This is a genomic window from Pseudomonas sp. 008, from assembly GCF_016861935.1.
Lineage (GTDB): Bacteria > Pseudomonadota > Gammaproteobacteria > Pseudomonadales > Pseudomonadaceae > Aquipseudomonas.
Genome location: NZ_BOMA01000014.1, coordinates 202,529 through 224,442 on the forward strand (window position 1 = coordinate 202,529; position 21,914 = coordinate 224,442).

General features: G+C 58.7%; 23 protein-coding genes and 1 pseudogene. 12 read left to right on the top strand and 12 right to left on the bottom strand.

Annotated elements, in window-relative coordinates; genetic code table 11:
• Nucleotides 1-57 precede the first annotated feature (57 nt).
• The 7 genes and pseudogenes from JUI81_RS25280 to JUI81_RS25305 all read left to right on the top strand — a co-directional run bounded on the left by JUI81_RS25280 (nucleotide 58) and on the right by JUI81_RS25305 (nucleotide 4,482).
• Complete coding sequence (locus JUI81_RS25280; protein WP_019582637.1) at nucleotides 58-630, top strand: LuxR C-terminal-related transcriptional regulator; 573 nt, start codon at nucleotides 58-60, stop codon at nucleotides 628-630.
• A gap of 90 nt (nucleotides 631-720) precedes the next feature.
• Nucleotides 721-873, top strand: a pseudogene (locus tag JUI81_RS31890) (DUF6124 family protein); the annotation flags it as partial.
• 35 nt (nucleotides 874-908) lie between these two features.
• A complete protein-coding gene (locus tag JUI81_RS25285) occupies nucleotides 909-1,166 on the top strand; it encodes a hypothetical protein (RefSeq protein ID WP_204125284.1) in 258 nt (85 codons plus the stop codon).
• 152 nt (nucleotides 1,167-1,318) lie between these two features.
• Nucleotides 1,319-2,359, top strand: a complete 1,041-nt coding sequence (locus JUI81_RS25290; protein ID WP_275406303.1) for a DMT family transporter — start codon at nucleotides 1,319-1,321, stop codon at nucleotides 2,357-2,359.
• Nucleotides 2,360-2,586: 227 nt separating this feature from the next.
• Nucleotides 2,587-2,955, top strand: coding sequence for a DUF6124 family protein (locus tag JUI81_RS25295; RefSeq protein WP_018929439.1), 369 nt, complete (start codon nucleotides 2,587-2,589; stop codon nucleotides 2,953-2,955).
• 430 nt (nucleotides 2,956-3,385) lie between these two features.
• Nucleotides 3,386-4,078: a DUF433 domain-containing protein gene (locus JUI81_RS25300; RefSeq protein ID WP_018929438.1), complete on the top strand. Its 693-nt coding sequence runs from the start codon at nucleotides 3,386-3,388 to the stop codon at nucleotides 4,076-4,078.
• Nucleotides 4,075-4,482 (top strand): hypothetical protein, encoded by a 408-nt coding sequence (locus JUI81_RS25305; protein ID WP_018929437.1) that lies wholly within the window; start codon nucleotides 4,075-4,077, stop codon nucleotides 4,480-4,482. The genes JUI81_RS25300 and JUI81_RS25305 overlap by 4 nt, the downstream gene beginning before the upstream one ends.
• Nucleotides 4,483-4,701: 219 nt before the next feature.
• On the opposite strand, the gene JUI81_RS25310 is transcribed toward JUI81_RS25305, so the two are convergent.
• Nucleotides 4,702-5,226, bottom strand: a complete 525-nt coding sequence (locus JUI81_RS25310; RefSeq protein WP_204125285.1) for a GNAT family N-acetyltransferase — start codon at nucleotides 5,224-5,226, stop codon at nucleotides 4,702-4,704.
• Between the two features lie 192 nt (nucleotides 5,227-5,418).
• Here JUI81_RS25310 and JUI81_RS25315 point away from each other — a divergent pair, with 192 nt between their 5' ends.
• Nucleotides 5,419-6,858 carry a glycosyltransferase family 39 protein gene (locus tag JUI81_RS25315; RefSeq protein WP_204125286.1) on the top strand — a complete coding sequence of 480 codons (1,440 nt, stop codon included), beginning with the start codon at nucleotides 5,419-5,421 and terminating at the stop codon, nucleotides 6,856-6,858.
• Here JUI81_RS25315 and JUI81_RS25320 read toward each other — a convergent pair.
• Complete coding sequence (locus JUI81_RS25320; RefSeq protein WP_019582631.1) at nucleotides 6,809-7,672, bottom strand: phosphatase PAP2 family protein; 864 nt, start codon at nucleotides 7,670-7,672, stop codon at nucleotides 6,809-6,811. The genes JUI81_RS25315 and JUI81_RS25320 overlap by 50 nt on opposite strands.
• A gap of 34 nt (nucleotides 7,673-7,706) precedes the next feature.
• Nucleotides 7,707-8,378, bottom strand: coding sequence for a phosphoglycerate kinase (locus tag JUI81_RS25325; RefSeq protein WP_026331955.1), 672 nt, complete (start codon nucleotides 8,376-8,378; stop codon nucleotides 7,707-7,709).
• A gap of 260 nt (nucleotides 8,379-8,638) precedes the next feature.
• Here JUI81_RS25325 and JUI81_RS25330 point away from each other — a divergent pair, with 260 nt between their 5' ends.
• The gene (locus JUI81_RS25330; RefSeq protein ID WP_028939929.1) at nucleotides 8,639-10,558 is read left to right on the top strand and encodes a methyl-accepting chemotaxis protein; all 1,920 of its coding nucleotides are present in this window, start codon (nucleotides 8,639-8,641) and stop codon (nucleotides 10,556-10,558) included.
• Nucleotides 10,559-10,667: 109 nt separating this feature from the next.
• On the opposite strand, the gene JUI81_RS25335 is transcribed toward JUI81_RS25330, so the two are convergent.
• The 7 genes from JUI81_RS25335 to JUI81_RS25365 form a co-directional block, all read right to left on the bottom strand.
• Nucleotides 10,668-11,036 carry a glyoxalase superfamily protein gene (locus JUI81_RS25335; protein WP_018929431.1) on the bottom strand — a complete coding sequence of 123 codons (369 nt, stop codon included), beginning with the start codon at nucleotides 11,034-11,036 and terminating at the stop codon, nucleotides 10,668-10,670.
• Between the two features lie 161 nt (nucleotides 11,037-11,197).
• A complete protein-coding gene (locus JUI81_RS25340; protein ID WP_019582628.1) occupies nucleotides 11,198-12,655 on the bottom strand; it encodes an amidohydrolase family protein in 1,458 nt (485 codons plus the stop codon).
• 1 nt (nucleotide 12,656) lies between these two features.
• A complete protein-coding gene (locus tag JUI81_RS25345) occupies nucleotides 12,657-13,517 on the bottom strand; it encodes a MurR/RpiR family transcriptional regulator (protein WP_019582627.1) in 861 nt (286 codons plus the stop codon).
• A 15-nt stretch (nucleotides 13,518-13,532) separates the two neighbouring features.
• The gene (locus tag JUI81_RS25350; protein ID WP_028939931.1) at nucleotides 13,533-14,882 is read right to left on the bottom strand and encodes a gluconate:H+ symporter; all 1,350 of its coding nucleotides are present in this window, start codon (nucleotides 14,880-14,882) and stop codon (nucleotides 13,533-13,535) included.
• A gap of 221 nt (nucleotides 14,883-15,103) precedes the next feature.
• Nucleotides 15,104-16,549: a SulP family inorganic anion transporter gene (locus JUI81_RS25355; RefSeq protein ID WP_204125287.1), complete on the bottom strand. Its 1,446-nt coding sequence runs from the start codon at nucleotides 16,547-16,549 to the stop codon at nucleotides 15,104-15,106.
• 114 nt (nucleotides 16,550-16,663) lie between these two features.
• Nucleotides 16,664-17,575: a LysR family transcriptional regulator gene (locus JUI81_RS25360; protein ID WP_018929425.1), complete on the bottom strand. Its 912-nt coding sequence runs from the start codon at nucleotides 17,573-17,575 to the stop codon at nucleotides 16,664-16,666.
• 55 nt (nucleotides 17,576-17,630) lie between these two features.
• Nucleotides 17,631-18,221, bottom strand: coding sequence for an NAD(P)H-dependent oxidoreductase (locus tag JUI81_RS25365; protein WP_018929424.1), 591 nt, complete (start codon nucleotides 18,219-18,221; stop codon nucleotides 17,631-17,633).
• A gap of 159 nt (nucleotides 18,222-18,380) precedes the next feature.
• Here JUI81_RS25365 and JUI81_RS25370 point away from each other — a divergent pair, with 159 nt between their 5' ends.
• Complete coding sequence (locus JUI81_RS25370; protein ID WP_204125288.1) at nucleotides 18,381-18,695, top strand: putative quinol monooxygenase; 315 nt, start codon at nucleotides 18,381-18,383, stop codon at nucleotides 18,693-18,695.
• Here JUI81_RS25370 and JUI81_RS25375 read toward each other — a convergent pair.
• Nucleotides 18,685-19,449, bottom strand: coding sequence for a sulfite exporter TauE/SafE family protein (locus JUI81_RS25375; protein ID WP_018929422.1), 765 nt, complete (start codon nucleotides 19,447-19,449; stop codon nucleotides 18,685-18,687). The genes JUI81_RS25370 and JUI81_RS25375 overlap by 11 nt on opposite strands.
• Before the next feature lie 94 nt (nucleotides 19,450-19,543).
• Between JUI81_RS25375 and JUI81_RS25380 the strand changes: the two genes are divergently transcribed.
• Both JUI81_RS25380 and JUI81_RS25385 read left to right on the top strand, forming a co-directional pair.
• The gene (locus JUI81_RS25380; RefSeq protein ID WP_204125289.1) at nucleotides 19,544-20,428 is read left to right on the top strand and encodes a LysR substrate-binding domain-containing protein; all 885 of its coding nucleotides are present in this window, start codon (nucleotides 19,544-19,546) and stop codon (nucleotides 20,426-20,428) included.
• A 155-nt stretch (nucleotides 20,429-20,583) separates the two neighbouring features.
• Complete coding sequence (locus JUI81_RS25385; protein ID WP_007900627.1) at nucleotides 20,584-20,928, top strand: cupin domain-containing protein; 345 nt, start codon at nucleotides 20,584-20,586, stop codon at nucleotides 20,926-20,928.
• A gap of 94 nt (nucleotides 20,929-21,022) precedes the next feature.
• Here JUI81_RS25385 and mmsB read toward each other — a convergent pair whose 3' ends face one another.
• On the bottom strand, nucleotides 21,023-21,910 hold the full coding sequence (gene mmsB / locus JUI81_RS25390; protein WP_019582621.1) for a 3-hydroxyisobutyrate dehydrogenase: 888 nt from the start codon (nucleotides 21,908-21,910) through the stop codon (nucleotides 21,023-21,025).
• Nucleotides 21,911-21,914 lie beyond the last annotated feature (4 nt).

The following is a 21,914-nucleotide window of genomic DNA, read 5'->3' on the forward strand; positions in this document are numbered from 1 at the left end:
ACCGCACTGACCCACGGTATCGTTAGTAAGGGATTGTTAGTCAAGGCAGGATGCCCAATGACCGTCTTCGCAAAGCAACTCAAAGACCTTGAACGTCTGGCGTTCCAGGTGTCACCCGCCCCGCAGCTCATCACCGGCAACCGCGTGATGCTCGACTGCAACGAGGCATTTCTGGAGCTGTTCGGTTACGCTCGCGAGGAGCTTCTGGGTCATCTGACCCTGCTGATCTACCCCTCCCAGGCGGACTACAAGGCCATTGGCAACCGCAGCCAGAACTGGTTGCTCAACAGCCAGAGCGGCTCCTACTCCGATGAACGCTTCATGCAACATAAAAACGGCGAGGTGTTCTGGGCCAGGTCCCACGGCTATACCCTGACTCTGGACGATCCGTTCAAACTGATGGTCTGGCACTTCGAACGCATGGACCGACCGCACTACGCGACGGTAAACCTCACGCCCCGCGAACGAGAAATCTCGATGCACATCGTCAATGGACTGACCTGCAAGGAAGTGGCAAAAAAACTGGCGATTTCCCACAGAACCGTGGAAGTCCATCGCGCACGCCTAATGAGAAAGCTACAGGCCAAGAACAGCGCGGAGCTGGTTTCGAAGATTATTGTTGTGAGTTGACGGGCAAGTAATAGAGAGAAGTTCTTTGCCTGACAGATTCGTACTCACCGTCCTAGGAAATTTCCCGCAACCCGTAGCGGCTTCCATGAACTGACCACCGATCTGGCTGACCATCTCGAAGGCTCGCATCACAATGTGGCATTGGCGATGCAGCAACTGGCCGTGCTGGCCGAGATGTTGATCAATCGAGCGCTGGATAACCTTGATTCGCCCATGCCGGCGGTCGAGCCCGTCTGCCACTGAGCAATCGCGATCGTTGATCGAATGGAGGTTTTGTCATGGATCGATACATGTCGATCACCGGCATCGACTGCACTATCGCGTCGCTGCTGATCGACACTGAAGCGCCGCTGGATGTGCTGCATGAAACGGCGGCTTACCGCATCCGCACGGCGACTCAATTGCTGGAGAGTTTCGCTGTGAACGAAGGCGTTCACAGTGAGCTGGCGCGGGTGTTGGTGACTTCGTTGCGCGATGGTTGCGATTTGCTGGATGTGGTGGGGCGGCGGTTGCAGCGGCAGGTTTCAGCGTCTTAACGCATCCGGCATAGGGCATCGTTGCCCCCCAACGCAAAAAGGCACCTGACGAGCCTATCGCAGGTGCCTTTTTTGTGGATTCGATTCAATGCGCTATCGATGCATGACGAGTATCGTGTCTCTCAACAATGCCTTTTGCTACGGAACAGATGATGAACAAAAGCGTTATATATGCCTTGGGTGCTGCAGCGCTGTTTGGTGCCAGTACACCGCTTGCCAAGGTCCTGGGGCTGAACGTTTCACCCGTCTTGCTCGCCGGTTTGCTTTACCTGGGAAGTGGCTTGGGTCTCACGGTTACCCGGCTGATCCGCGATCGCGGCTGGCTGCCTGTCGGTTTAACCATTTCAGAATGGCCATGGCTCATTGGCGCTATCGCGTTCGGCGGCGTGCTGGGGCCGGTGTCTTTAATGTTTGGCCTTACCCTCACATCAGCTACCACTGCTTCGCTGTTGCTAAACCTTGAGGCGGTGTTGACCGCCCTGCTTGCCTGGATGGTGTTCAAGGAGAACGCCGACCGGCGGATCGTCGCTGGAATGATCGCAATCGTTGCCGGTGGCGTGCTCTTGGGTTGGCCTCAAACTTCCGCAGGGATCCATGGCTGGGTTGGCCCGGTCGCCGTGGTGGTTGCCTGTTTTTGTTGGGCCATCGATAACAACCTTACCCGGAAGGTTTCCGCATCGGATGCATTGTTCATCGCAGGCATCAAAGGATTGGTCGCCGGGGTCGTCAACTGCGCTTTGGGGATTGCTCTTGGCATGCATCTCCCTGAATGGTCTCTATTGGGGCCGACGCTACTGGTAGGCTTTTTGGGCTACGGCGTTAGCCTGGTGCTATTCGTTTTGGCTTTGCGGGGGCTTGGCACCGCGCGCACAGGTGCGTACTTCTCTACTGCACCGTTCCTGGGGGCCGCTATTTCGATCCTGTTGTTAGGCGAAGCGGTGACGTGGGTGTTTTGGGTGGCTGCCGGCCTGATGGGAATTGGCGTCTGGATACACCTGACCGAAAGCCACTCTCACGAGCACCAACACGATCCGCAAACACATGACCATCCGCATATTCATGACGAGCACCATCAACATGAACATGCCTTTGAGTGGGACGGCACTGAACCTCATAGCCATTTACACGACCACGCTCCCATTAAACACAGTCATCCGCACTTTCCCGATATCCATCACAGGCACCAACACTGAGCGACTGAGACGGTACGGCAGTTACTCAGGGCCAACAGTAGTGGAAAAGGATTTCTCTGACAGATTAGAACCACGTCATCCTGGGAATTTTCCTGCAACCCGTAGCGACTGCCATGAACTGGTGAACAACATTTCTGAAAGATAGTCTTCACCCTTCGCTGCGACCCTGCGGATGGTTTTAACAAGCCGAAATTACGTAAGGATCCCTAAACCAATGGAACGCCCTTATGAAAAAGATCACCCGAATCCCACTGAAAAATCCGGCCACTTCACAACCTGAAACCCTCGACCCGACCCAACAGCCCAAAACCACCGAACGCTCCGTCAGTGCCCGCCGGCGCAACCTGAACAGGAACATCTTCAGCGTCCGCCCCGACGTCGACATGCCCACCCTGCTCGCTCACGCCAGCGAAACCCTGGCGTCCCTCAACGTCATGACGCTGGACTTTGCCGACCGACTCGAAGGCCCACAGCGCAATGTGGCACTGGCGCTTCAGCAGTTGACGATGCTGACTGAGCTTTTGGTCAACCGAGCGAAGGATAACCTTGATCCGAACGCGTCGGTGGCCGCGGGAGAGCCTCCCGTTCTTCACTGAGTGATCGCGCTCGTTGATCGAATGGAGTCTTTACCGCTCCCCCAACACAAAAAGGCACCTGACGAGAATATCGCAGGTGCCTTTTTGGGCTTTGAATGGGTAGAGATGTTCTGTATGCGTGACAATTGAAGCTGAATGTTACTTATACGAGACAATGCAGTGTCAGACGACTCAACACTAGGTTTCATAATCTGCAACTTACTGTCGACTCAATAGACGACAGAGTAGCCACGTTTTCGCCCAAGCGACTTACAGGACAGGGTTTTCAGAAATTTCCTGCAAGCCGTGACGACTCCGAGCTGATTGTGTAGCTCACGCTTCAAACCTACTCTGCCCAAACAAAACAGCGGTTCGTCCCCGACCAGTTGCTTGAGTTCACCCTTACGACCAGAATCCATCCATCGGATCACCTGCTGACAAGGAGGCCAACATGCAAAACATTAAGCTACCTAGCCGCCTTGTCGGCATTGGCTTGTACACCCCAGCAGAAGCTTCGCTTTACACCGGGATTTCAGCTACCGATATACGCCGCTGGTTATTCGGATACACCGCCCACGGTGTTCAGCATCCGGGGCTTTGGGACTCAGAGCTGTCTGATGTGAACGAGTGCGTTCTAGGTTTTCATGACTTACTGGAAATTCGTTTCGTTCATGCTTTTCGCCAACACGGCGTAAGCCTGCAAGCCATCCGTAGTGCCTCGCAGCAAGCAAAAGAGTTGTTTAACCAAGCGTACCCATTCACCTGCAAACGCTTTCAAACCGACGGACGAAGCATCTTCGCCACAGTGATGGGTGAAACAGGGGATGAGGCACTTCTGGACTTGATCAAGCGACAGTATGCATTCGAACAAGTCATCAAACCTTCGCTCTATGAAGGTATCGACTACACAGGATCAGGCTCAGCGCAGCGCTGGTATCCGGTCAAACGCAGCAAAGCCATCGTTCTCGACCCCTCTCGAAACTTTGGAAAACCTGTCCTGTCAGGTACGGGAATTGACACAGCAGCCATTTTTAGCGCCTACAGAGCTGAAGGCAGAGACGTCAAACGTGTAGCCCGCCTCTATGAAATACCTATTGCTGCAGTTGAGGCAGCGGTCAGTTTTGAGCAAAGGAATGCGGCTTGAAGTTCCTATTGGATAACAATCTTCCCCCTGCGTTGGCCCGAGCCTTGAACGAACTGACTAAAGCTGAGGGCCATTCGGTACTGTCTTTAAGGGATAAATTTCCGCAAAGCACCGCTGATGTGGCATGGATATCAGTGCTGAGAGAAGAAGGTGGATGGGCTGTCATCTCTCAAGACAAATTCACAAAAGGTGATATTGAAAAGAGAGCGTTCCGCGAGTGCGGACTGCCGGTCTTCTGTTTGGCCAAGCATTGGGGAAACGAGTCTTATTGGAACAAAGCGCATAACCTGGTGCGATGGTGGCCGTCGATCATGAGTCAGGCACATCTGAATGGAGGTGGCGCTGCGTTCCGCGTACCGTGGAAATGTCCGGCGCACGGAAAATTTGATCAAATAAAAATATAAACCCCGAACCGTGACAGGGCTTCTTTTCATTCATACCTTTGGTGAAGCTACGAGCGACTGAAGCCATCCATCCACATGAATTTTTCTTCACCCCACCGCCTCCCTCCAACCTGTACATTCCCCTCGCTCATTCAAGAAACTACGGTTTGCCCGCCCTCCCGCGGGCTTTTTTTTGCCTGCGATCTGGTTAGCGGTCGGTTCCAGCGACTGCTCCCACCATCATTTCAACCGATACAAATACGTATCCTGCGCCTCATGCGGCTGCAAACAAGGCCTCTGATAACACCGTCTGATCAAGCCAAACCCGGCCGCTTCGGCCAGCCGCTGGCTCGCCACATTGGCCGAGGCAATGGTCAGGTAAAACGTGAATCCGGGCATGCTTTTGATCAACGCTTCAAGCGCCGTGCGCATATAGCCTTTGCCCGAATACTCGGTATTGACCCAGTAGCCGAGCACATACCGGTTACGGCGCCGGGGCTTCAAGCCAATGCAACCGATGATCGCGTGCGCGGTATCGTCGACGATAAACAGCCGCCGCTCACCGGTTTCGCTTTTGAATTCATCGACTGCCCGCGCGAGGAACGATCGAGCCTCGTCCTCGGTGGTGTAGGGTTTGGCCCAGGGCAGAAATTTGGAGTGGACTGTAAAACTGGCGTTCAGCGCATGCTGCAACGCTTTACACCATTCGGGGTCGAGGGCGCTCAATCTCAATGTGTGAGTGCCAACTGTCAGCGCAAGCTCCATTGCATCATCCTTAACGACAAACTCCACGACGTCAGACAATAACAGCGCCTGGAAGGACGCTGCTACTCAGATCGCCCCCGTTAGTGCTGCCCCAACGTCACCCGTCACCTCTCGCTGGCCGTTCATGTTTCGTTAAGCATTCAACTCGTATGCTTGGGGTTCCCGGTCCCCTGCTCGGTTAGCCAGAAACTCATGTCACGCCCCGTCTCTTCACTGTTTCTGCTCGCCGTCCTGCTGTTTTTCTTCGCGCTAAGCAATCACCAATTACAAGGTTCCACGGAGGCCCGGGTCGCCGGAATTGCCATGGAGATGCACCTGGATAACGACTGGGTGACCCCGCATTTGTTCGGCGAGCCATTTCTTGAAAAACCGCCCTTGAGCTTGTGGCTCGACGCCGGGGCGATTCGCGCATTCGGTGGTACGCCGTGGGCGGTGCGACTGACGTCCGCGTTTGCCGGGCTGTTCAGTGTGATGCTGTTGTACACGATGCTGCGGCGATTCAACCGGCCCAAGGTTGTTGCCTGGACGGCGGGGATTTTGCTGGCGACCATGGCCAGTTATTGGAGTAATACGCGCAGCGTCGGTGAAGACGCATTACTGGCCTTCGGCGTGAGTATGGCGCTGCTGGCGTTTTTTCATGGTCAACGGCACTCGACCGTCGGCAATGCCCTGCTGTTTGCTTCAGGAATCGCTATCGCGACCTTGAGCAAAGGCGTGCTGGGGCTGGCGATGCCGGGGGTGGTGATCTTCGCGTATCTGCTGGCCGAAACCTTGATGGACAAGCGCCTGAAGCCCTCGGACTGGCTGCGCCCCGGCCTGTTGACACTGTTGGGATTGGTGCCGCTGATGATCTGGCTCGCGGTGCTGTATCAGCGCGATGGTGTGCATGCCGTGGGGGAAGTGTTGCTGACCAATAGCGTCGGGCGCTTCAGCGGCTCCTTCGTCGAGGCCGGCCATTACGAGCCGTTCTACTACTATCTGGCCAAGCTGCCGGAGGCCTTCGCGCCCTGGAACATTCTGGTGTACCTGGGGCTGTGGCACTTTCGCAAAAGCCTGATGGCCAATCGTTACCTGTTGTTTTTCACGGTGTGGCTGCTGGCGCAGTTCGTCATGCTGACCCTGGCGTCGAGCAAACGCACGGTATACATGATGTCCATGACGCCGGCAGCGGCGGTGATTGCCGCAGAATATGCGAGCGTGCTGTTCGAGCGACTTCAAGCCTACACCGGTGCGTCGACCTTGCCGGGGCTGATTGTCCGGCATCGTCGTGGTGTAGGTGTTGGTGTACTAGCCTTGGTGATCGGCAGCTACGTCGCTGCGGCTCAATGGGCATTGCCTCACGCTGATCGCACACTGTCCTTCCTGCCGCTGACTGAACAGATTCAGGCATTTCAGGACAGCGGGCAGCAGGTCGCGTTGTTTCAGGCCAACGAGCGGGTGGGCGGCGCCAGTGTGTTCTACACCCGGCGCGTACTCAAAGGCCTGGATACCGAGGCGCAATTGCATGACTTTTTGAGTGCCTCACCGGCTAATGTGGCACTCATGTCTGGTGTAAATGAACCCGCCGCGCCCTTAAAGGTGATCAAGACAATGAAGGTGGGGCGTCAGGCTTACTACTTTGTGACCCTGTAAACGGCTCGGCGACGGGTACCGCAGCCTTCTGCAGCAACGGCAGTTCCAGCCGCGCCCGCCCATAGAACGCCAATGCCGTCAGCAAACACGTCAGCCACACGAAGATCCCGGACCAGAAGGTGTGGGACATGTAGTGCCAGCCTTGCAGGACTCGTGTCGTGCCATAGACGAAACCGAGCAGCAGCGAGCCGTACATCACCGCTTTGGCGTGCCGCCAGCGGTAGCGGCGAGCCACGAAGTACAGCGCGAGCATGGTGAAGCCACCCGACGCATGCCCACCCGGCCAGCAGCGACCGTCACCGGCTTCTTTCAGCAGGTCAAAATTCTGGTACCACTCCTTGTGCTCGATTTTCCCGGCGTACTGAGTGGTTTCAACCGGGCAATACACACTGGTGTGGCTCTTGAGGTAGTGGATAACACCGGTGCTGATGGAAAACGCGAACACCACATACAGGAAGTCCCGGCGGTGTTTACTGGCGAACCGAAGCACGGGCGCGACTTTGATTTTTTCCAGGAAGGCGATGATCTTCGAATGTTTCTCAGCCTTCAATCGCGGCCAGAGAAACGACAGCAAGGCGCCGATGATCGCGACCTCACCGGTCCAGTTCGGGATGATTCGCGCCCATTTATGGGTGATTTTCTCGAAGAGACGGACATGGTCCAACGGAAACAGCCGGGTTGCCGGGTCATAAAAAAGATCGCTGAAAGCGATGTCGATTTTGGTCATGTCAAACATCAGGAACACCGCGACCGCGCAGGCCAGCGGAATACCAAAGTTCACCCAGTAAAAGCGGTAACGGGAAGAAGTCAGCATCGTACGTCCAGATCCAGAGGGATGAAGAAGAAGCTCACTCGGTGGTTACCGAGTGCCAGTCAGAGGCTTCGATGGAACCAAGCATGCGAGGTTCCTGAGGTTTTTCAGCGGAGATAAACAGAGAAGCACCATAGCCTAGAGTAACAGTCGGCAGCTTGAGATCTTTTTCCAGTTGATCCATGCACTCGCTGTGAGTCACCAGAATCAGGTTGCGCCCGGCTACTTTGTGCGCCAGGGCATCGCGCAACATGCTGCCTCTGCAGTTGATCAACCAGTCTTCGCCGACGCCGACCTTGTTGAACATATAACTGGAGGTCTGTACCGCACGGATGATCGGACTGTTGTAGATATCGGCCTTGTTCAGGCCCAGATGTTCAAACTGTGCACCGACCCCCACCGCCACGCTACGCGAGCGATCCGTAATGCCATCATTGCCAATCAGACAGGCGGCGGTGGAGTGATCGCAACGCTCAACGTGACGCACCAGCACGATCATGTCGCCCTTGGCCCAACCCGCAGCCAGCGCACGGGCACCCGCCACATTGCCATGGGCCAGATCGGGCACAGCCGCAGGCCGCAACAGCCACACGGTCAGCGGGATCACCAGCAGCAGCGAGGCCACGATGACCGCGGTGTTTCGATAACGGGCCAAACGGCTCAGATCGATCGAGCGTTTTATCCCGAACAGACTCAGTCTCAATTCCACGTTTAGCCGCCTCGCCGGCATGCATCACAATCATACAAAGCCACCAGAGTAGAGAGTCTTGCGTCGGCTGCTGGTGAAACCCATGTGAAAAAAAGCTTAAGACCTGCGTAAAAATCTTGTTACAGAATCCATCCGACAAAATCCTTTCAGCTCCCGGGATTGCGGCCGATACATACCTGCTACACACCTTGCTGGCTCCCAAAAACAAAAATCTTCCAGCCAACCGACGATCAAAAGCGCAACGTTCCTGGAGGAATTTGATGAATAGCTGGTTCGGCAACATCAGCGTGAACCTGAAACTGGGCCTGGGATTCGGCCTGGTCCTGGCACTGACCTGCATCCTCGCCCTGACCGGCTGGACCAGCCTGGGCGGGTTGATTGACCGCAGCAACTGGATGAGCGACATCACTCAGCTCAATGCCGGCCTGACCAAGCTGCGCGTGGTTCGCCTGCAATACATGCTGACCAACGGCGACGAAACCGCCGCACAGAATGTGCAAACCACCCTGGACAGTTTTGTTGCTCAGCAAACCGCTCTGCTGGGCAGCTTCAAAAACCCTGAAAACGTCAAAATGCTCAAAGAGCAGGCCGCGACCATCGCCGCTTATCAGACGTCGCTGAACAAAATGCGCAGCGCCTACCGCACCGGCAACAGCGCCCGCGAAGCCATGGCAGCCAACGCCGAAACCGCTAGCAAGCTGATCGATGCGATCAATATCCGTGTGCAGCAAATGCCCTTGAGCGATCAGCGCTTCGAACAGTTCCTGGCCATCACCGCCGCCAAGGAAGCGTTCATTCTTGCCCGCTATGAAGTGCGCGGCTACACCGCCAACACCAATGCCGAGACCGAGCAGAAAGCCGTTTCCCAACTGGATGCGGCCATCGCCAGCCTGAAATCACTGAACACACATTTCGCCGAAACCCAACAAGACGCGCTGCGTCAGTTGGAAGCCGCCCTGAGCAACTACCGCAGTGCCTTGCAAGCCTATAAAGCCGCCAACACCGATGCGGTGCAGGCGCGTAAGGAAATGACCGATCAAGGCGCCGCCATCGTGACCCTGAGCGATAAGCTGTATCAATTCCAGCTCGACCGCCGTGATGCCGAAAGCGCCCAGGCCCGCACACTGCAATTGATCAGCACCTTGCTGGCGTTGCTGGTGGGCATCATCGCCGCCGTGGTCATCACCCGTCAGATCACCGGTCCGTTGCGCGATACCCTTAAAGTGGTCGAACGCATCGCCGGTGGTGACTTGTCTCAAGACATCAAAGTCACCCGCCGCGACGAGCTCGGCGTGTTGCAGCAAGGCATTGCGCGCATGGGCGTGACCCTGCGGGACTTGATCAGTGGCATCCGTGACGGCGTCACTCAGATCGCCAGCGCCGCCGAAGAACTGTCGGCCGTGACCGAGCAGACCAGCGCCGGTGTGAACAGCCAAAAAGTGGAAACCGATCAGGTCGCCACCGCCATGCACGAAATGACGGCCACCGTGCAGGAAGTCGCGCGCAACGCCGAAGAAGCTTCCCAAGCCGCAGCCGCCGCTGACGGTGAAGCTCGCGAAGGTGACAAAGTGGTCAACGAAGCCATCGCCCAGATCGAGCGGCTGGCCAGCGAAGTGGTGCGCTCCACTGAAGCGATGAGCGTACTGCAGCAGGAAAGCGACAAAATCGGCAGCGTCATGGATGTGATCAAAGCCGTGGCCGAACAGACCAACCTGCTGGCCCTCAACGCCGCCATCGAAGCGGCCCGTGCCGGTGAGGCTGGTCGTGGTTTTGCGGTGGTGGCTGACGAAGTCCGTGGCCTGGCCCAGCGCACACAGAAATCCACCGAAGAAATCGAAGGCCTGGTGGCCGGCTTGCAGAACGGCACTCAACAAGTGGCGGCGGTGATGAACAACAGCCGTACCCTGACCGACAGCAGCGTGGCGCTGACTCGCAAGGCCGGCGTATCACTGGAAAACATCACCCGCACGGTGTCCAACATTCAGTCAATGAACCAGCAGATCGCTGCCGCCGCCGAGCAACAAAGCGCCGTGGCCGAAGAGATCAGCCGCAGCATCATCAACGTACGCGACGTGTCCGAACAGACCGCCACCGCCAGCGACGAAACCGCTGCGTCCAGTGTTGAACTGGCGCGGTTGGGCAATCAGTTACAGATGATGGTGAGTCACTTCCGGGTTTGATATTCACTTTGTGGTGAATGATCAATCGCCTTCGCGGGCAAGCCTGTAGCGGTCCAGTTTTTTAGACCAATCTGTGGAGCGAGGCTTGCCCGCGAATGCTATCTAACGCTTAGACACTAATCGCATTGGTAAACACCAACCGATTGCCAAACGGATCGGCCACGGTCATGTCCTGACTGCCCCACGGCATCGCCTGGATTTGTGGGTGCGCAAACTTATATTCCTTGGCCAGCAATTGCTGCTGGAACGCCTCCAGCTCATCGGTCTCGATGCGCAGGGCCGAGCCCGGTGTCGCGTCGCCATGGTGTTCGGAGAGGTGCAGCACGCACTCGCCACGGGAGATTTGCAGGTACAGCGGGAGGTTCGCCTCGAAGCGGTGCTGCCAATCAATCTTGAACCCCAGAAACTCGACGTAGAACTCCAAAGCCTTGGTTTCATCGAAAATCCGCAGGATCGGGGTGGTTTTGCCGAAACTCATGGGGTAACTCCCTGACTGAATGAGCCCAGTGTAGCTGGGCTGGATGTCAGCGCTTCGGCTTGGCGACGGCTTTCTTTAACTGCAATGTGCCACCATGAGACCTGGATCAAAAGATCGTCCGAACGCGGCCCGAACCTTCGGCAGCTTCTACGAAGGCGCGATCAATGAAACCCTTTACGCAAATCCCCCTCTCGCGCCAGAAATCGCCCTTCCCTTCTGCCGTTCGCCTGCCCGTCGCGATAACTCAAGGCACCATTGATCCATACGCCATCAATCCCTTGCGCCGCCCGTTGCGGATCGTTGAAGTCGGCCACATCGCGAATCGTCGCCGGATCGAACAACACCAGATCCGCCCAATATCCTTCACGAATCTCGCCACGTTCCTTCAAGCCAAAGCGTGCCGCCGACAACCCGGTCATCTTGTGCACGGCGGTGTGCAGCGGAAACAGGCCGACGTCGCGACTGAAATGTCCGAGCACTCGTGGGAAGGCGCCCCACAAGCGTGGATGCGGAAACGGGTCTTCCGGCAAACCGTCGGAGCCGATCATCGACAGCGGATGCGCGAGGATGCTTCGTACATCGGCCTCGTCCATGCCGTAATACACCGCCCCCGCCGGCTGCAGTCGGCGGGCTGCTTCGAGCAGCGCAGTGCCCCACTCGGCAGCAATGTCCATCAGATCCCGCCCCCCCATTTCCGGGTGCGGCGTGGACCAGGTGATGGTGATGCGATGGGCGTCGGTGACTTGCTTGAGGTCCAGCGTCGAAGAACTCGCCGCGTAGGGATAACAATCGCACGCCACCGGGTGGGTTTTCGCGGCGTGTTCGAGGGACGCCAGCAATTGCGGACTACGGCCCCAGTTACCGGCTCCGGCACATTTGAGGTGGGAAATGATCACCGGCGACTGTGCGTGGCGTCCGATGCGGAACGCCTCGTCCATGGCCTCCAGCACCGGTTCGAACTCACTGCGTAAATGGGTGGTGTAGACCGCGCCGAATGCCGTCAACTCTTCGGTCAACTGCATCACCTCATCAGTGGATGCCGAGAAGGCGCTGGCATAAGCCAGGCCTGTGGATAAACCCAAGGCACCGGCCTCAAGGCTGTCGCGCAGTTGCTCGCGCATCGCGCTGATTTCAGCGTCGGTCGCGGTGCGATACAGATCATCCAGGTGATTGCTGCGCAACGCGGTGTGCCCCACCAGCGCAGCTACGTTCAGCGTGGTATTGGCCGCTTCGACGGCGGCGCGATAGTCGCTGAAGCGCGGATACACAAACGCCGCGGCGGTGCCGAGCAGGTTCATCGGGTCCGGCGGATCACCGCGCAAACTCACCGGCGACGCGCTGATCCCGCAATTGCCGACAATCACCGTGGTCACGCCCTGGCTGAGTTTGGGCAGCATCTGTGGCTGGCGAATCACCACCGTATCGTCGTGGGTATGCACATCGATGAAACCCGGCGCCAACACTCGGCCAGCGGCCTCGATTTCTTCGATGGCGCGAGCGTCGTGCAAGTCGCCGATTCGCTCGATGCGGCCATTCAGAATCGCCACGTCAGCGGGGTAACCGGGGGTGTTGCTGCCATCGATAATCAGCGCATTGCGGATCAGCGTGTCGTACGTCATGTCAGTCTCCCAGCGGCAAGTGATCGTCGCCGCCGCGGTAGTCGTCCAGGGCCAGTTTGATCCGCCGCAGACGTTCTTGATTGTCTTCAGGACTGGCCAACGCCAGCTCGGTGGCGAGCACATCGATGGCCAACAACATGCCGTAGCGCGCCGCCGTGGGTTTGTAGATAAAGGAAGTCTCGGCGCTTTGCAGCGGTAACAGCACATCGGCCAATTGCGCCAGCGGCGAGTCGGCGCGGGTGATGGCGAGAATTCGTGCGCCGTAGCTGCGCGCCAGCTCCACCGCTTCGAGCAGTTCGGGCGTGATGCCGGTCAGCGAGCAGGCGATGACCGCGTGTTCGGCGCCAAGGCTGGCGGCGGTGACGCGCATCATCACCGGGTCGTGACACACCGCAATCGGGTAGCCGAGGCGCACCAGCCGCACTTGCAGTTCATCGCTGCACAGGGTCGAGCAGCCGCCCATGCCGAAGGCGTGAATCATCCGTGCCTTGCCCAGCAGTTTCACCGCATCGGCGAAGCGCGACTCATCGAACGCCGCCAGGTGCTGGCGCAAGGTCGACTCGATATCGCCGACAATCTGCCCGTAGAACGCCGACTGTTCGGGCGTGCCCGCCGGGTCGAGAAAGCGGCTGCCGACGCCGCTGGCCTGGGCCAGTTGCAGGCGCAAATCCCGCAGGTCGCGGCAACCGACTGTGCGGGCGAATCGCGACAGCGTGGCAGTGCTGACTTCCGCTCGCTGCGCCAGCTCATCGAGGCTGGCGGAGGCGGCAAATCCTACGTCGTCGAGCATCAGCCGGGCGATGCGTCCTTCACCGGCGCTGAAGGATTCCTGACGGGCGCGGATCTGATAGAGGATGTCCATGGCGGATGGCTCCGACTAAAGCAGGTGAGAAAGGCCAACGGTCAGGCCGAAGGCGACCAGCGAGATCAGCGTCTCGAGCACTGTCCAGGTCTTGAAGGTCTGGGTGACGGTCATGTTGAAGTATTCCTTGATCAACCAGAAGCCGCCGTCGTTGACGTGGGAAAAGATAACCGACCCCGCCCCCGTCGCCAGCACCAACAGCTCCGGGTGGGGATACCCCAGACCAATGGCCACCGGCGCGACAATCCCTGACGCGGTGGTCATGGCCACGGTGGCAGAACCAGTGGCGATGCGCATCAACGCGGCGAACAGCCACCCCATCAACAGCGGCGACAACTGGAATTCATCGGCCAGGCTGACGATCTGATTAGTGACGCCAGCGTCCACCAGAATCCGGTTCAAACCACCACCAGCACCGACCAGCAAGGTGATGCTGGCGGTCGGCGCCAGGCATTCATTGGTGAACTTGAGGATCGACTCGCGATTGAAACCCTGGGCCAGGCCGAGGGTCCAGAAACTCAGCAAGGTCGCCAGCAGCAAGGCGATCACCGAGTTGCCGATGAACAGCAGGAACTGATTGAAACCGCTACCCGGCGTGGAGATCAGGTTGGCCCAGCCGCCGATCAACATCAGCACCACCGGCAGCAGAATGGTGGCCATGGTGACACCAAAGCCCGGCAGGCTATCGCGCGGCTCACGCTCCAGGAACTGGCGTTCCAGGGGGTTATCGGCCGGCAGTTGAATGCGCGGCACGATGAATTTGGCGTACAGGGGACCGGCGATAATCGCGGTCGGAATACCGATCAAAATCGCATAGAGCAAGGTCTGCCCCACCGACGCCTGATAGACCTGCACCGCCAGCATCGCCGCCGGGTGTGGCGGTACCAACGCGTGGACCACCGAAAGCCCCGCAACCATCGGCAAACCGACCATCAGAATCGACACGCCCACCCGCCGCGCCACGGTGAATGCGATGGGCACCAGCAAGACAAAACCGACCTCGAAGAACAGCGGCAACCCTACAAGAAAGGCGATACACACCATCGCCCAGTGGGCATTTTTCTCGCCGAAACGGTCGATCAAGGTGCGCGCCACCTGCTCCGCACCGCCGGACTCGGCCATCATCTTGCCGAGCATCGTGCCCAGCGCCACCACCAGCGCAATGTGCCCCAGCGTCTTGCCAACCCCGGCCTCATACGCCCCCACCACACCCGACGGCGGCATCCCCGCCAACAGCGCCAGGCCGATAGACACCAGGGTGATCACAATGAAGGGATTGATTCGGTAACGGGCGATCAGAACGATCAGCGCAATGATGGCGATGGCGGCGTAAACCAACAGCCAATAGCCGAAGGAAAGCGTCATGCGGTACTCCTCGAAAGGGTCACGTCGAATGGGTTGTGAAACTCATAAATCATTTCGACGGATTACTTTCAAACGAAGTGAAAGTAATTTTCGTTGAGGGGTAAGGGATGTCGTGCAGAGGTATGGGAAATCGCGGGTTATGAAAATCGGATAGCGGAATTTTCATCGCGGACACGGATCGTTCCCACGCAGAGCGTGGGAACGATCATCACTCATCGATTTCAGTCGTGATGTTCGCTGGCGCGCTTGAGCAGTTTCTTGCAGCGCTCGGACAGGTGCAGTACGCGTAGCTGCTTGCCAGCCTTGGTGTAGCGCTCGCGCAATGTCTTCAGCGCGGCGATGGCCGAGTAATCAACGAAGCTCAGGTGGCGACAGTCGACGGTGACCACGGATGGATCATTGGCGGGATCGAACTGGTTGAGAAAAGGCGTCGTCGAGGCAAAGAACAACGTGCCGTGCAGGAGGTAGAGCTTGCTGCCGTCGGCTTCAACGTGACTGTCGGCATACAGCTCGCGAGCGTGTTGCCAGGCAAAGTTGAGCGCCGCAATGATGATCCCGCACAACACGGCGATGGCCAGATCGGTGAACACGGTAATCACCGTGACCGCGATGATCACCAAGACATCGTTCAGCGGCACCTTGTTCAGCACCCGCAGCGAAGCCCAGGCGAACGTCTGCTGCGACACCACGAACATCACCCCGACCAATGCGGCCAGCGGAATGCGCTCGATCAGCGGCGAAAGAAACAGCACAAACAGCAGGATCATCCCCCCGGCCACCGCACCGGACAGCCGACCGCGACCGCCGGAACTGAGGTTGATCACGGTTTGCCCGATCATCGCGCAGCCACCCATGCCGCCGAACACACCAGAAACCATGTTGGCAGCGCCCAAGGCCACGCACTCGCGATCCGGATAGCCACGGCTCTCGGTGATCTCGTCGGTGAGGTTCAGGGTCAGCAGGGTTTCCAGCAAGCCGACCACCGCCATCAATATCGCGTAAGGGACGATGATACGCAGGGTCTCCAGGCTCCAGGGGATGTCTGGCAGCGCAAAACCCGGCAAGCCACCGGCAATGCGCGCCATGTCGCCCAGGGTACGGGTCGGCAGGCCGAGCAGGTAAACCGCCAGCCCAACGCCCAGAATCGCCACCAGCGCCGGCGGCACGGCCCGCGTCAGGCGCGGCATCAGGTAAACGATGGCCATCGTCAGCGCCACCAGCCCGATCATCATGTACAGCGGCGCCCCACTCAACCAGGCCTCACCGCTCTTGAAGTGCTCCAACTGGGCCAGCGCAATGACAATCGCCAGACCGTTGACGAAGCCGAGCATCACCGGGTGCGGCACCATGCGCACCAGCTTGCCCAGCCTCAACAGACCAAACGCCAACATGATCAGTCCGCCCAGCAGCACCGTCGCCAGCAAGTACTGAACACCGTGCTGCACCACCAGCGCAACGATCACCACCGCCATCGAGCCGGCGGCACCAGACACCATCCCCGGCCGTCCGCCGAAGAGCGCAGTCAGGGTGCAGATGATGAAAGCGCCGTAAAGCCCCATCAATGGATTGAGGTGGGCCACCAGCGCGAAAGCGATACATTCGGGGAGCAGGGCGAAAGAGGTGGTGAGTCCGGCCAGGACATCGGCGCGCAGACGTTTGGGTTTCATGGCTTACCTAAAAATACAGGCGGGAAAAGAGGGACGCGGATGTTACGGAATTGACAGCGGGCGGGCCAGTGAATGGGTGGCCTGCCCGCAATGAACGATCACGCGGCCTGCGAATCAGCCCCTGAAATCGGCAATCGCATAAGCTGCCAATTTGCCCTGGATGAAGTCCAGAAAGCACTGGATCCGTAGGGCCAATTGCGAGTTGCGGTAGTACACCGCGTTGATGGGTTGGCGATATCCGCTGTTGAACTCCGCCAGCAGCACCTGCAAGCGACCGGCGCGGATGTCGTCGATGGTCATGAAGTGCGACAGGCAGGCAATGCCTTGGCCGGCCAGCGCCAGGTGCCTGATCGTCTCGCCACTCGACGCGCTGATCGACGCCTGAATCGGCCAGCGATCACCGTGGACATAGCGCAGTGGCCATTGGTTGAGACCTTCGTTATGGGTAAAACCCAGCAGCGTGTGCTCGCTCAAATCCTCGACAGCGCTCGGTACGCCGTGTTGTTCCAGGTACGCTGTGCTTGCGACGATGTGCAGCGGGCTGCAACCCAGGGAGCGGGCGTGCAGGGTCGAGTCGGCCAGCGTGCCGATGCGGATGGCGATGTCGGTGCTTTGTTCGAGCAGGTCGATGATCAAGTCGTTGCTGTTGAGTTCGAGCTGGATGTCCGGGTAGAGACGGCGGAACTCATCGATGTACGGCACGATGGCGTGCAGCATGAACGGCGACGCGGCGTTGATCCGCAGTCGCCCGGACGGGGTTTGCTGGCGTGAGGACAGGCGCTCTTCGAGCTCGTCCATCTGATCGAGAATCAGCTTGGCGTGCTCGAAGAAATATTTGCCCTCTTCGGTCAGGTCCATGCGCCGCGTGGTGCGATTGATCAACGTGGTATCGAGCTTGGCCTCCAGCCGCGACAGCGTGCGGCTGACCGCCGACGGCGTTTGCCCGACTTGCTCAGCCGCAGCCGAAATCGACCCGCACTCAATCACGCAGACGAAAATCTGCAACTCATCGGATCTGGCTTTCACGTGTGTCCCTTATCGATAGTCCTGCGCTGCTTCAGATATCGATAGTAGCCGAGCGTCATGCCTTAAGGCCAAACACCTCGGTCAAGTGCTGCTCATAACGCGCCACATCCGCTTCGATATTCGGGCGCTTCATCACATCGACGCACAAAAAGGTCGGCAGACCGGTCATGCCGAGGAAGGTATTGGCCTTGTGGAACGGCAGATACACCGCGTCCACGCCCTTGGCTTCGAAGAAGTCGGTCGAGTCGTCGAAGGCTTGCTGCGGGGCGTTCCAGGTCACCGACAGCATGTACTTTTTACCGTGCAACAAGCCGCCGCTGCCGTACTTCTGCGACGCGTCGGAGCGTGTGCGACCGTCGCTGGCGTAGAGGCTGCCGTGGCCTGCAGTGAAAACTTCATCGACGTACTTCTTGACCGTCCAGGGCGCACCCATCCACCAGCCGGGCATCTGATAAATGATCACATCGGCCCAGAGGAATTTGGCGACTTCCTCGGCGACGTCGTAGCCCTCGTCGATGAACGTGGTTTTCACATCCACACCACCGCGATCCAGCACGCTCAACGCTGCTTCGTGCAGCGTCGTGTTGTAGCGACCATCGGAGTGGGCAAATTTTTTGCCGCCATTGAGCAACAGGACTTTTTTCATGAGAAATCTCGCAAGGTTGGAATCGATGGCGGCAGCCTAACGATCAGCCTCGCGCGGAATAAGCGCTCCATCCGCAAAATTCATTTGACCTATACGCACGAATCCACAAGCGATTGTTGCCATAAACTTGCGCCGATTCTGACTGTTTAGGAGATTCTGATGAGCGAACTGCAAGGCTTCATCCTGCACGCCAAGACCCGCCCGGATAAAGCCGAGGCCTTCGAAGCGTTCTTCCGTGCCTATGTCGAACCGAGTCGCGCCGAACCCGGTTGCATCGAGTACCACATGCTGCGAGACAAAGAGGACCCGACGCTGTTTATCTTCTACGAGATCTGGCAATCCCAGGCCCATCTGGACGTGCACTCGAACCTGCCCCATATGAAGCAGTTCCTCGACATGCGCATGGAGTATCTGGAGCAGGATTTCGATATCCGCCCGATTGAGATGCTCAGCACATCGTCCGCTAGCCGCTGATCAGCAAGTGGCCGCCGAGCACGCCGAGGCCGATGAAGAACACGCGCTTGAACAACACGGCGCTGATCCGCTGGCGCAGCCATTGCCCCAGCAACATGCCGAGCACCGCCGGGATCAGCGCCAGCAGCGACGCGCTCAACTCGCCACCGCCGAGGGCACCGCGCCATAACAGGCCGGCGGCCAACGCGAGAGTCGAGACAGTGAACGACAGGCCCAGCGCCTGCACCAGTTCATCCTTGTTCAAGCCCAGCGCTTGCAGATAAGGCACCGCCGGAATCACGAAGACACCGGTGGCCGAGGTGATGACGCCCGTCAGCACACCGCAGAGCGGACCGAGCCAACGCTCGGTGCGACCGCCGACGCGCAAGGTCGGCAGGAACAACCCGCTCAAGGCGTAGATCAACAGCGCCGCCCCCAGCCCCCGTACCACCCAATGTCCACCGGCCATGCCGATCCACACTGTGCCAGCGCCAGTGCCGATGAAAATCGCCAGCAGCATCGGCCATAACCGGTTGAGCAACCCGCGCAAATGACCGCCGAATGCCAGTTGCCAGACGTTGGTCAGCGTCGCGGGAATGATCAACAGCGCCGCAGCCTGCGACGGCGCCATAGCCAGGCCGAGCAGGCCCATGGCAATGGTCGGCAGACCAAGGCCGATCACACCTTTGATCATCCCGGCCAGCAGGAAGGTGGCGACAATCAATAAGGACAGGGCCAAGCCCAGATGTTGATAGAACGCGGCAAGTGTATTCATGGGGCTATCGTGGGCCCTGAACGGTGCCTTGAAAATCTGCCATATACTGAGGCTGCCTCTTGCTCTACAAGAGGCAAATGATCCGGGACACTGTATGCACTTCGACCTCACCGACCTGCGCCTCTACCTGAATATCCTCGACACCGGCAACATCACCGCCAGTGCCGCCCGCAGTCATTTGTCGCTGGCGGCGGCGAGTGCACGAATCCGCGCGATGGAAGCTTCACTGGGCATCGAATTTCTGGAGCGAGGTCGCCGCGGTGTCAGCCCCACTCCGGCCGGCAAGGCCCTGGCGCAGCACGCCCGAGTCCTGTTGCAACAGGCCGAGCGCATGCAGCAGGACCTGGTCGAATACGCCAAAGGCGTCAAAGGCCAGGTGCGGTTGCTGTGCAATACCACTGCGATCACCGAGTACCTGCCGGAATTGCTGGCGGACTTTCTGCGCGACCATCCGAACCTCGACATCGACCTGCAGGAGCTGCCCAGCACACGCATCACCCACGCCTTGCGCCAGGGCGCAGCAGACCTGGGGATCGTGTCCGACGCCGTGGATACCGACGGCCTGCAAACCCGCTATTTCCGCGACGATCCGCTGGTGCTGATCCTGCCGCGTGATCACCCCTTGGCCGACACCGGACCGCTAAATTTCAGCGCCACTTTGCACCACGATTACGTCGGTCTGAACGCCAACAGCGCCTTGGCCATTTACCTGGAAGAACAGGCCCTGCACAGCGGCTTGCGGATGCAGGTCCGCATCCGCGCCGATGGTTTCGAGGGCGTGATGCGCATGGTCGCCCGGGGAGCGGGGCTGGCGATCGTGCCCTTGGCGGCGGTCGAACGCTGGCCGGCTGAAACGCCGTTCAAAAGCGTTGCACTGGAAGAGCCGTGGGCTCGCCGCAAACTGTTGCTGTGCGCCCGGGACTTCACCGTACTGCCCCGTTATGCCCAGGCCTTGCTGAGCGCCTTGACTCTGCCCTGAGGGGCAGGTTTTTGCCCGCCGGAAAATCTTTGAGCGTTTGCGCGTTTCTGGACAGCTCGATGTCGAATACAGACAACTGAGCGGAGCATGGGCGCTATAGGGTGCGACTTCAGTTCTTCAGTACCACTTTCTATATTCCAAGGCCCGGAGTCCACATGACCGCACCGATTACCGTTCTTCGCGACACTCACCCGTTGCCCGTACTCGACGCCTGCAAATGGGAAAAGCTCGAAGGCGATCCGCACACCGTCAACCTCAACGCGTACACCAGCGAAGATGGCAGCAAGATCATGGGCACCTGGATCTGCACGCCGGGCAAATGGTATGTGGAATACGTGAAGTGGGAATACTGCCACTTCCAGGAAGGCTACTGCATCATCACCCCGGAAGGCATGGCGCCGATCCACCTGCGCGCCGGTGACATCTTCGTCATCGAACCGGGGATGAAAGGCACGTGGGAAGTGGTTGAAACCGTGCGTAAATATTTCGTGTTTGCCTGATACAAAAAACCGAGAGACCACCCGACGTGGTCTCTCGGTAAAAAGGCATGCATGAACTCTGTGACAAGGGAGCTTGCTCCCTCACCACAATCCCTTATTGGGGTTTGCGATAGCTGTTGATGATCGCCGAGAAGTCCTTGCCCCCTTCCCCACGCAGGCTCATCGCCTGATACAACTGCTGGGCCACCGCGCCGAGCACGACCGGTTGGTGCGCCTGACGTGCCGCCTCAGTGGCCAGCCCCAGATCCTTGAGCATCAGTTCAGCACCGAAACCGCCTGTATAACCGCGCGAGGCCGGCGCCGTTTCGACGATGCCCGGCCACGGGTTGTACATCTCCGAACTCCAGCAACGCCCGGTTGAACTGTTGATGACGCCCGCCAGCACGGTTGTGTCGATACCCAGGGCGCTGCCCAGCGCCATGGCTTCGCTGACACCAACCATGGAAATCCCCAGCAGCAGGTTGTTGCAGATCTTGGCGATTTGCCCGGTGCCGACTTCGCCGCAGTGGACGATGTTGCGGCCCATCTGCGCCAGCACCGGTTGCAGAGTGGCGAACAGTTCAGGCGTGGCGCCGACCATGAAGGTCAGCGTCCCGGCCGCTGCACCGCCAGTGCCACCGGAAACCGGGGCATCGGCCATGGCCACGTCCTGCTTTGCGGCCGCCGCGGCAACATCTCGCGCCGTCTGCGGATCGATGGTGCTGCAATCCACCGCTGGCACGCCTTTGGCGATTCCCGCCAGCACACCGTCTTCACCCAGCCAGACACTGCGCACATGGGCCGCCGCCGGCAACATGGTGATCACCAGTTGCGCGTCTTTCGACGCTTCCTTCGGTGAAGTGCTGATGGTGCCGCCGAGTTGAGCCAGTTCGGCCAGCACGGTTTGATTGAGGTCAAACAGGTTCAGCGAATGGCCGGCCTTGATCAGGTTGCGCGCCATCGGCGCGCCCATGTTGCCGAGACCGATAAAAGCGATTTTCATGTCC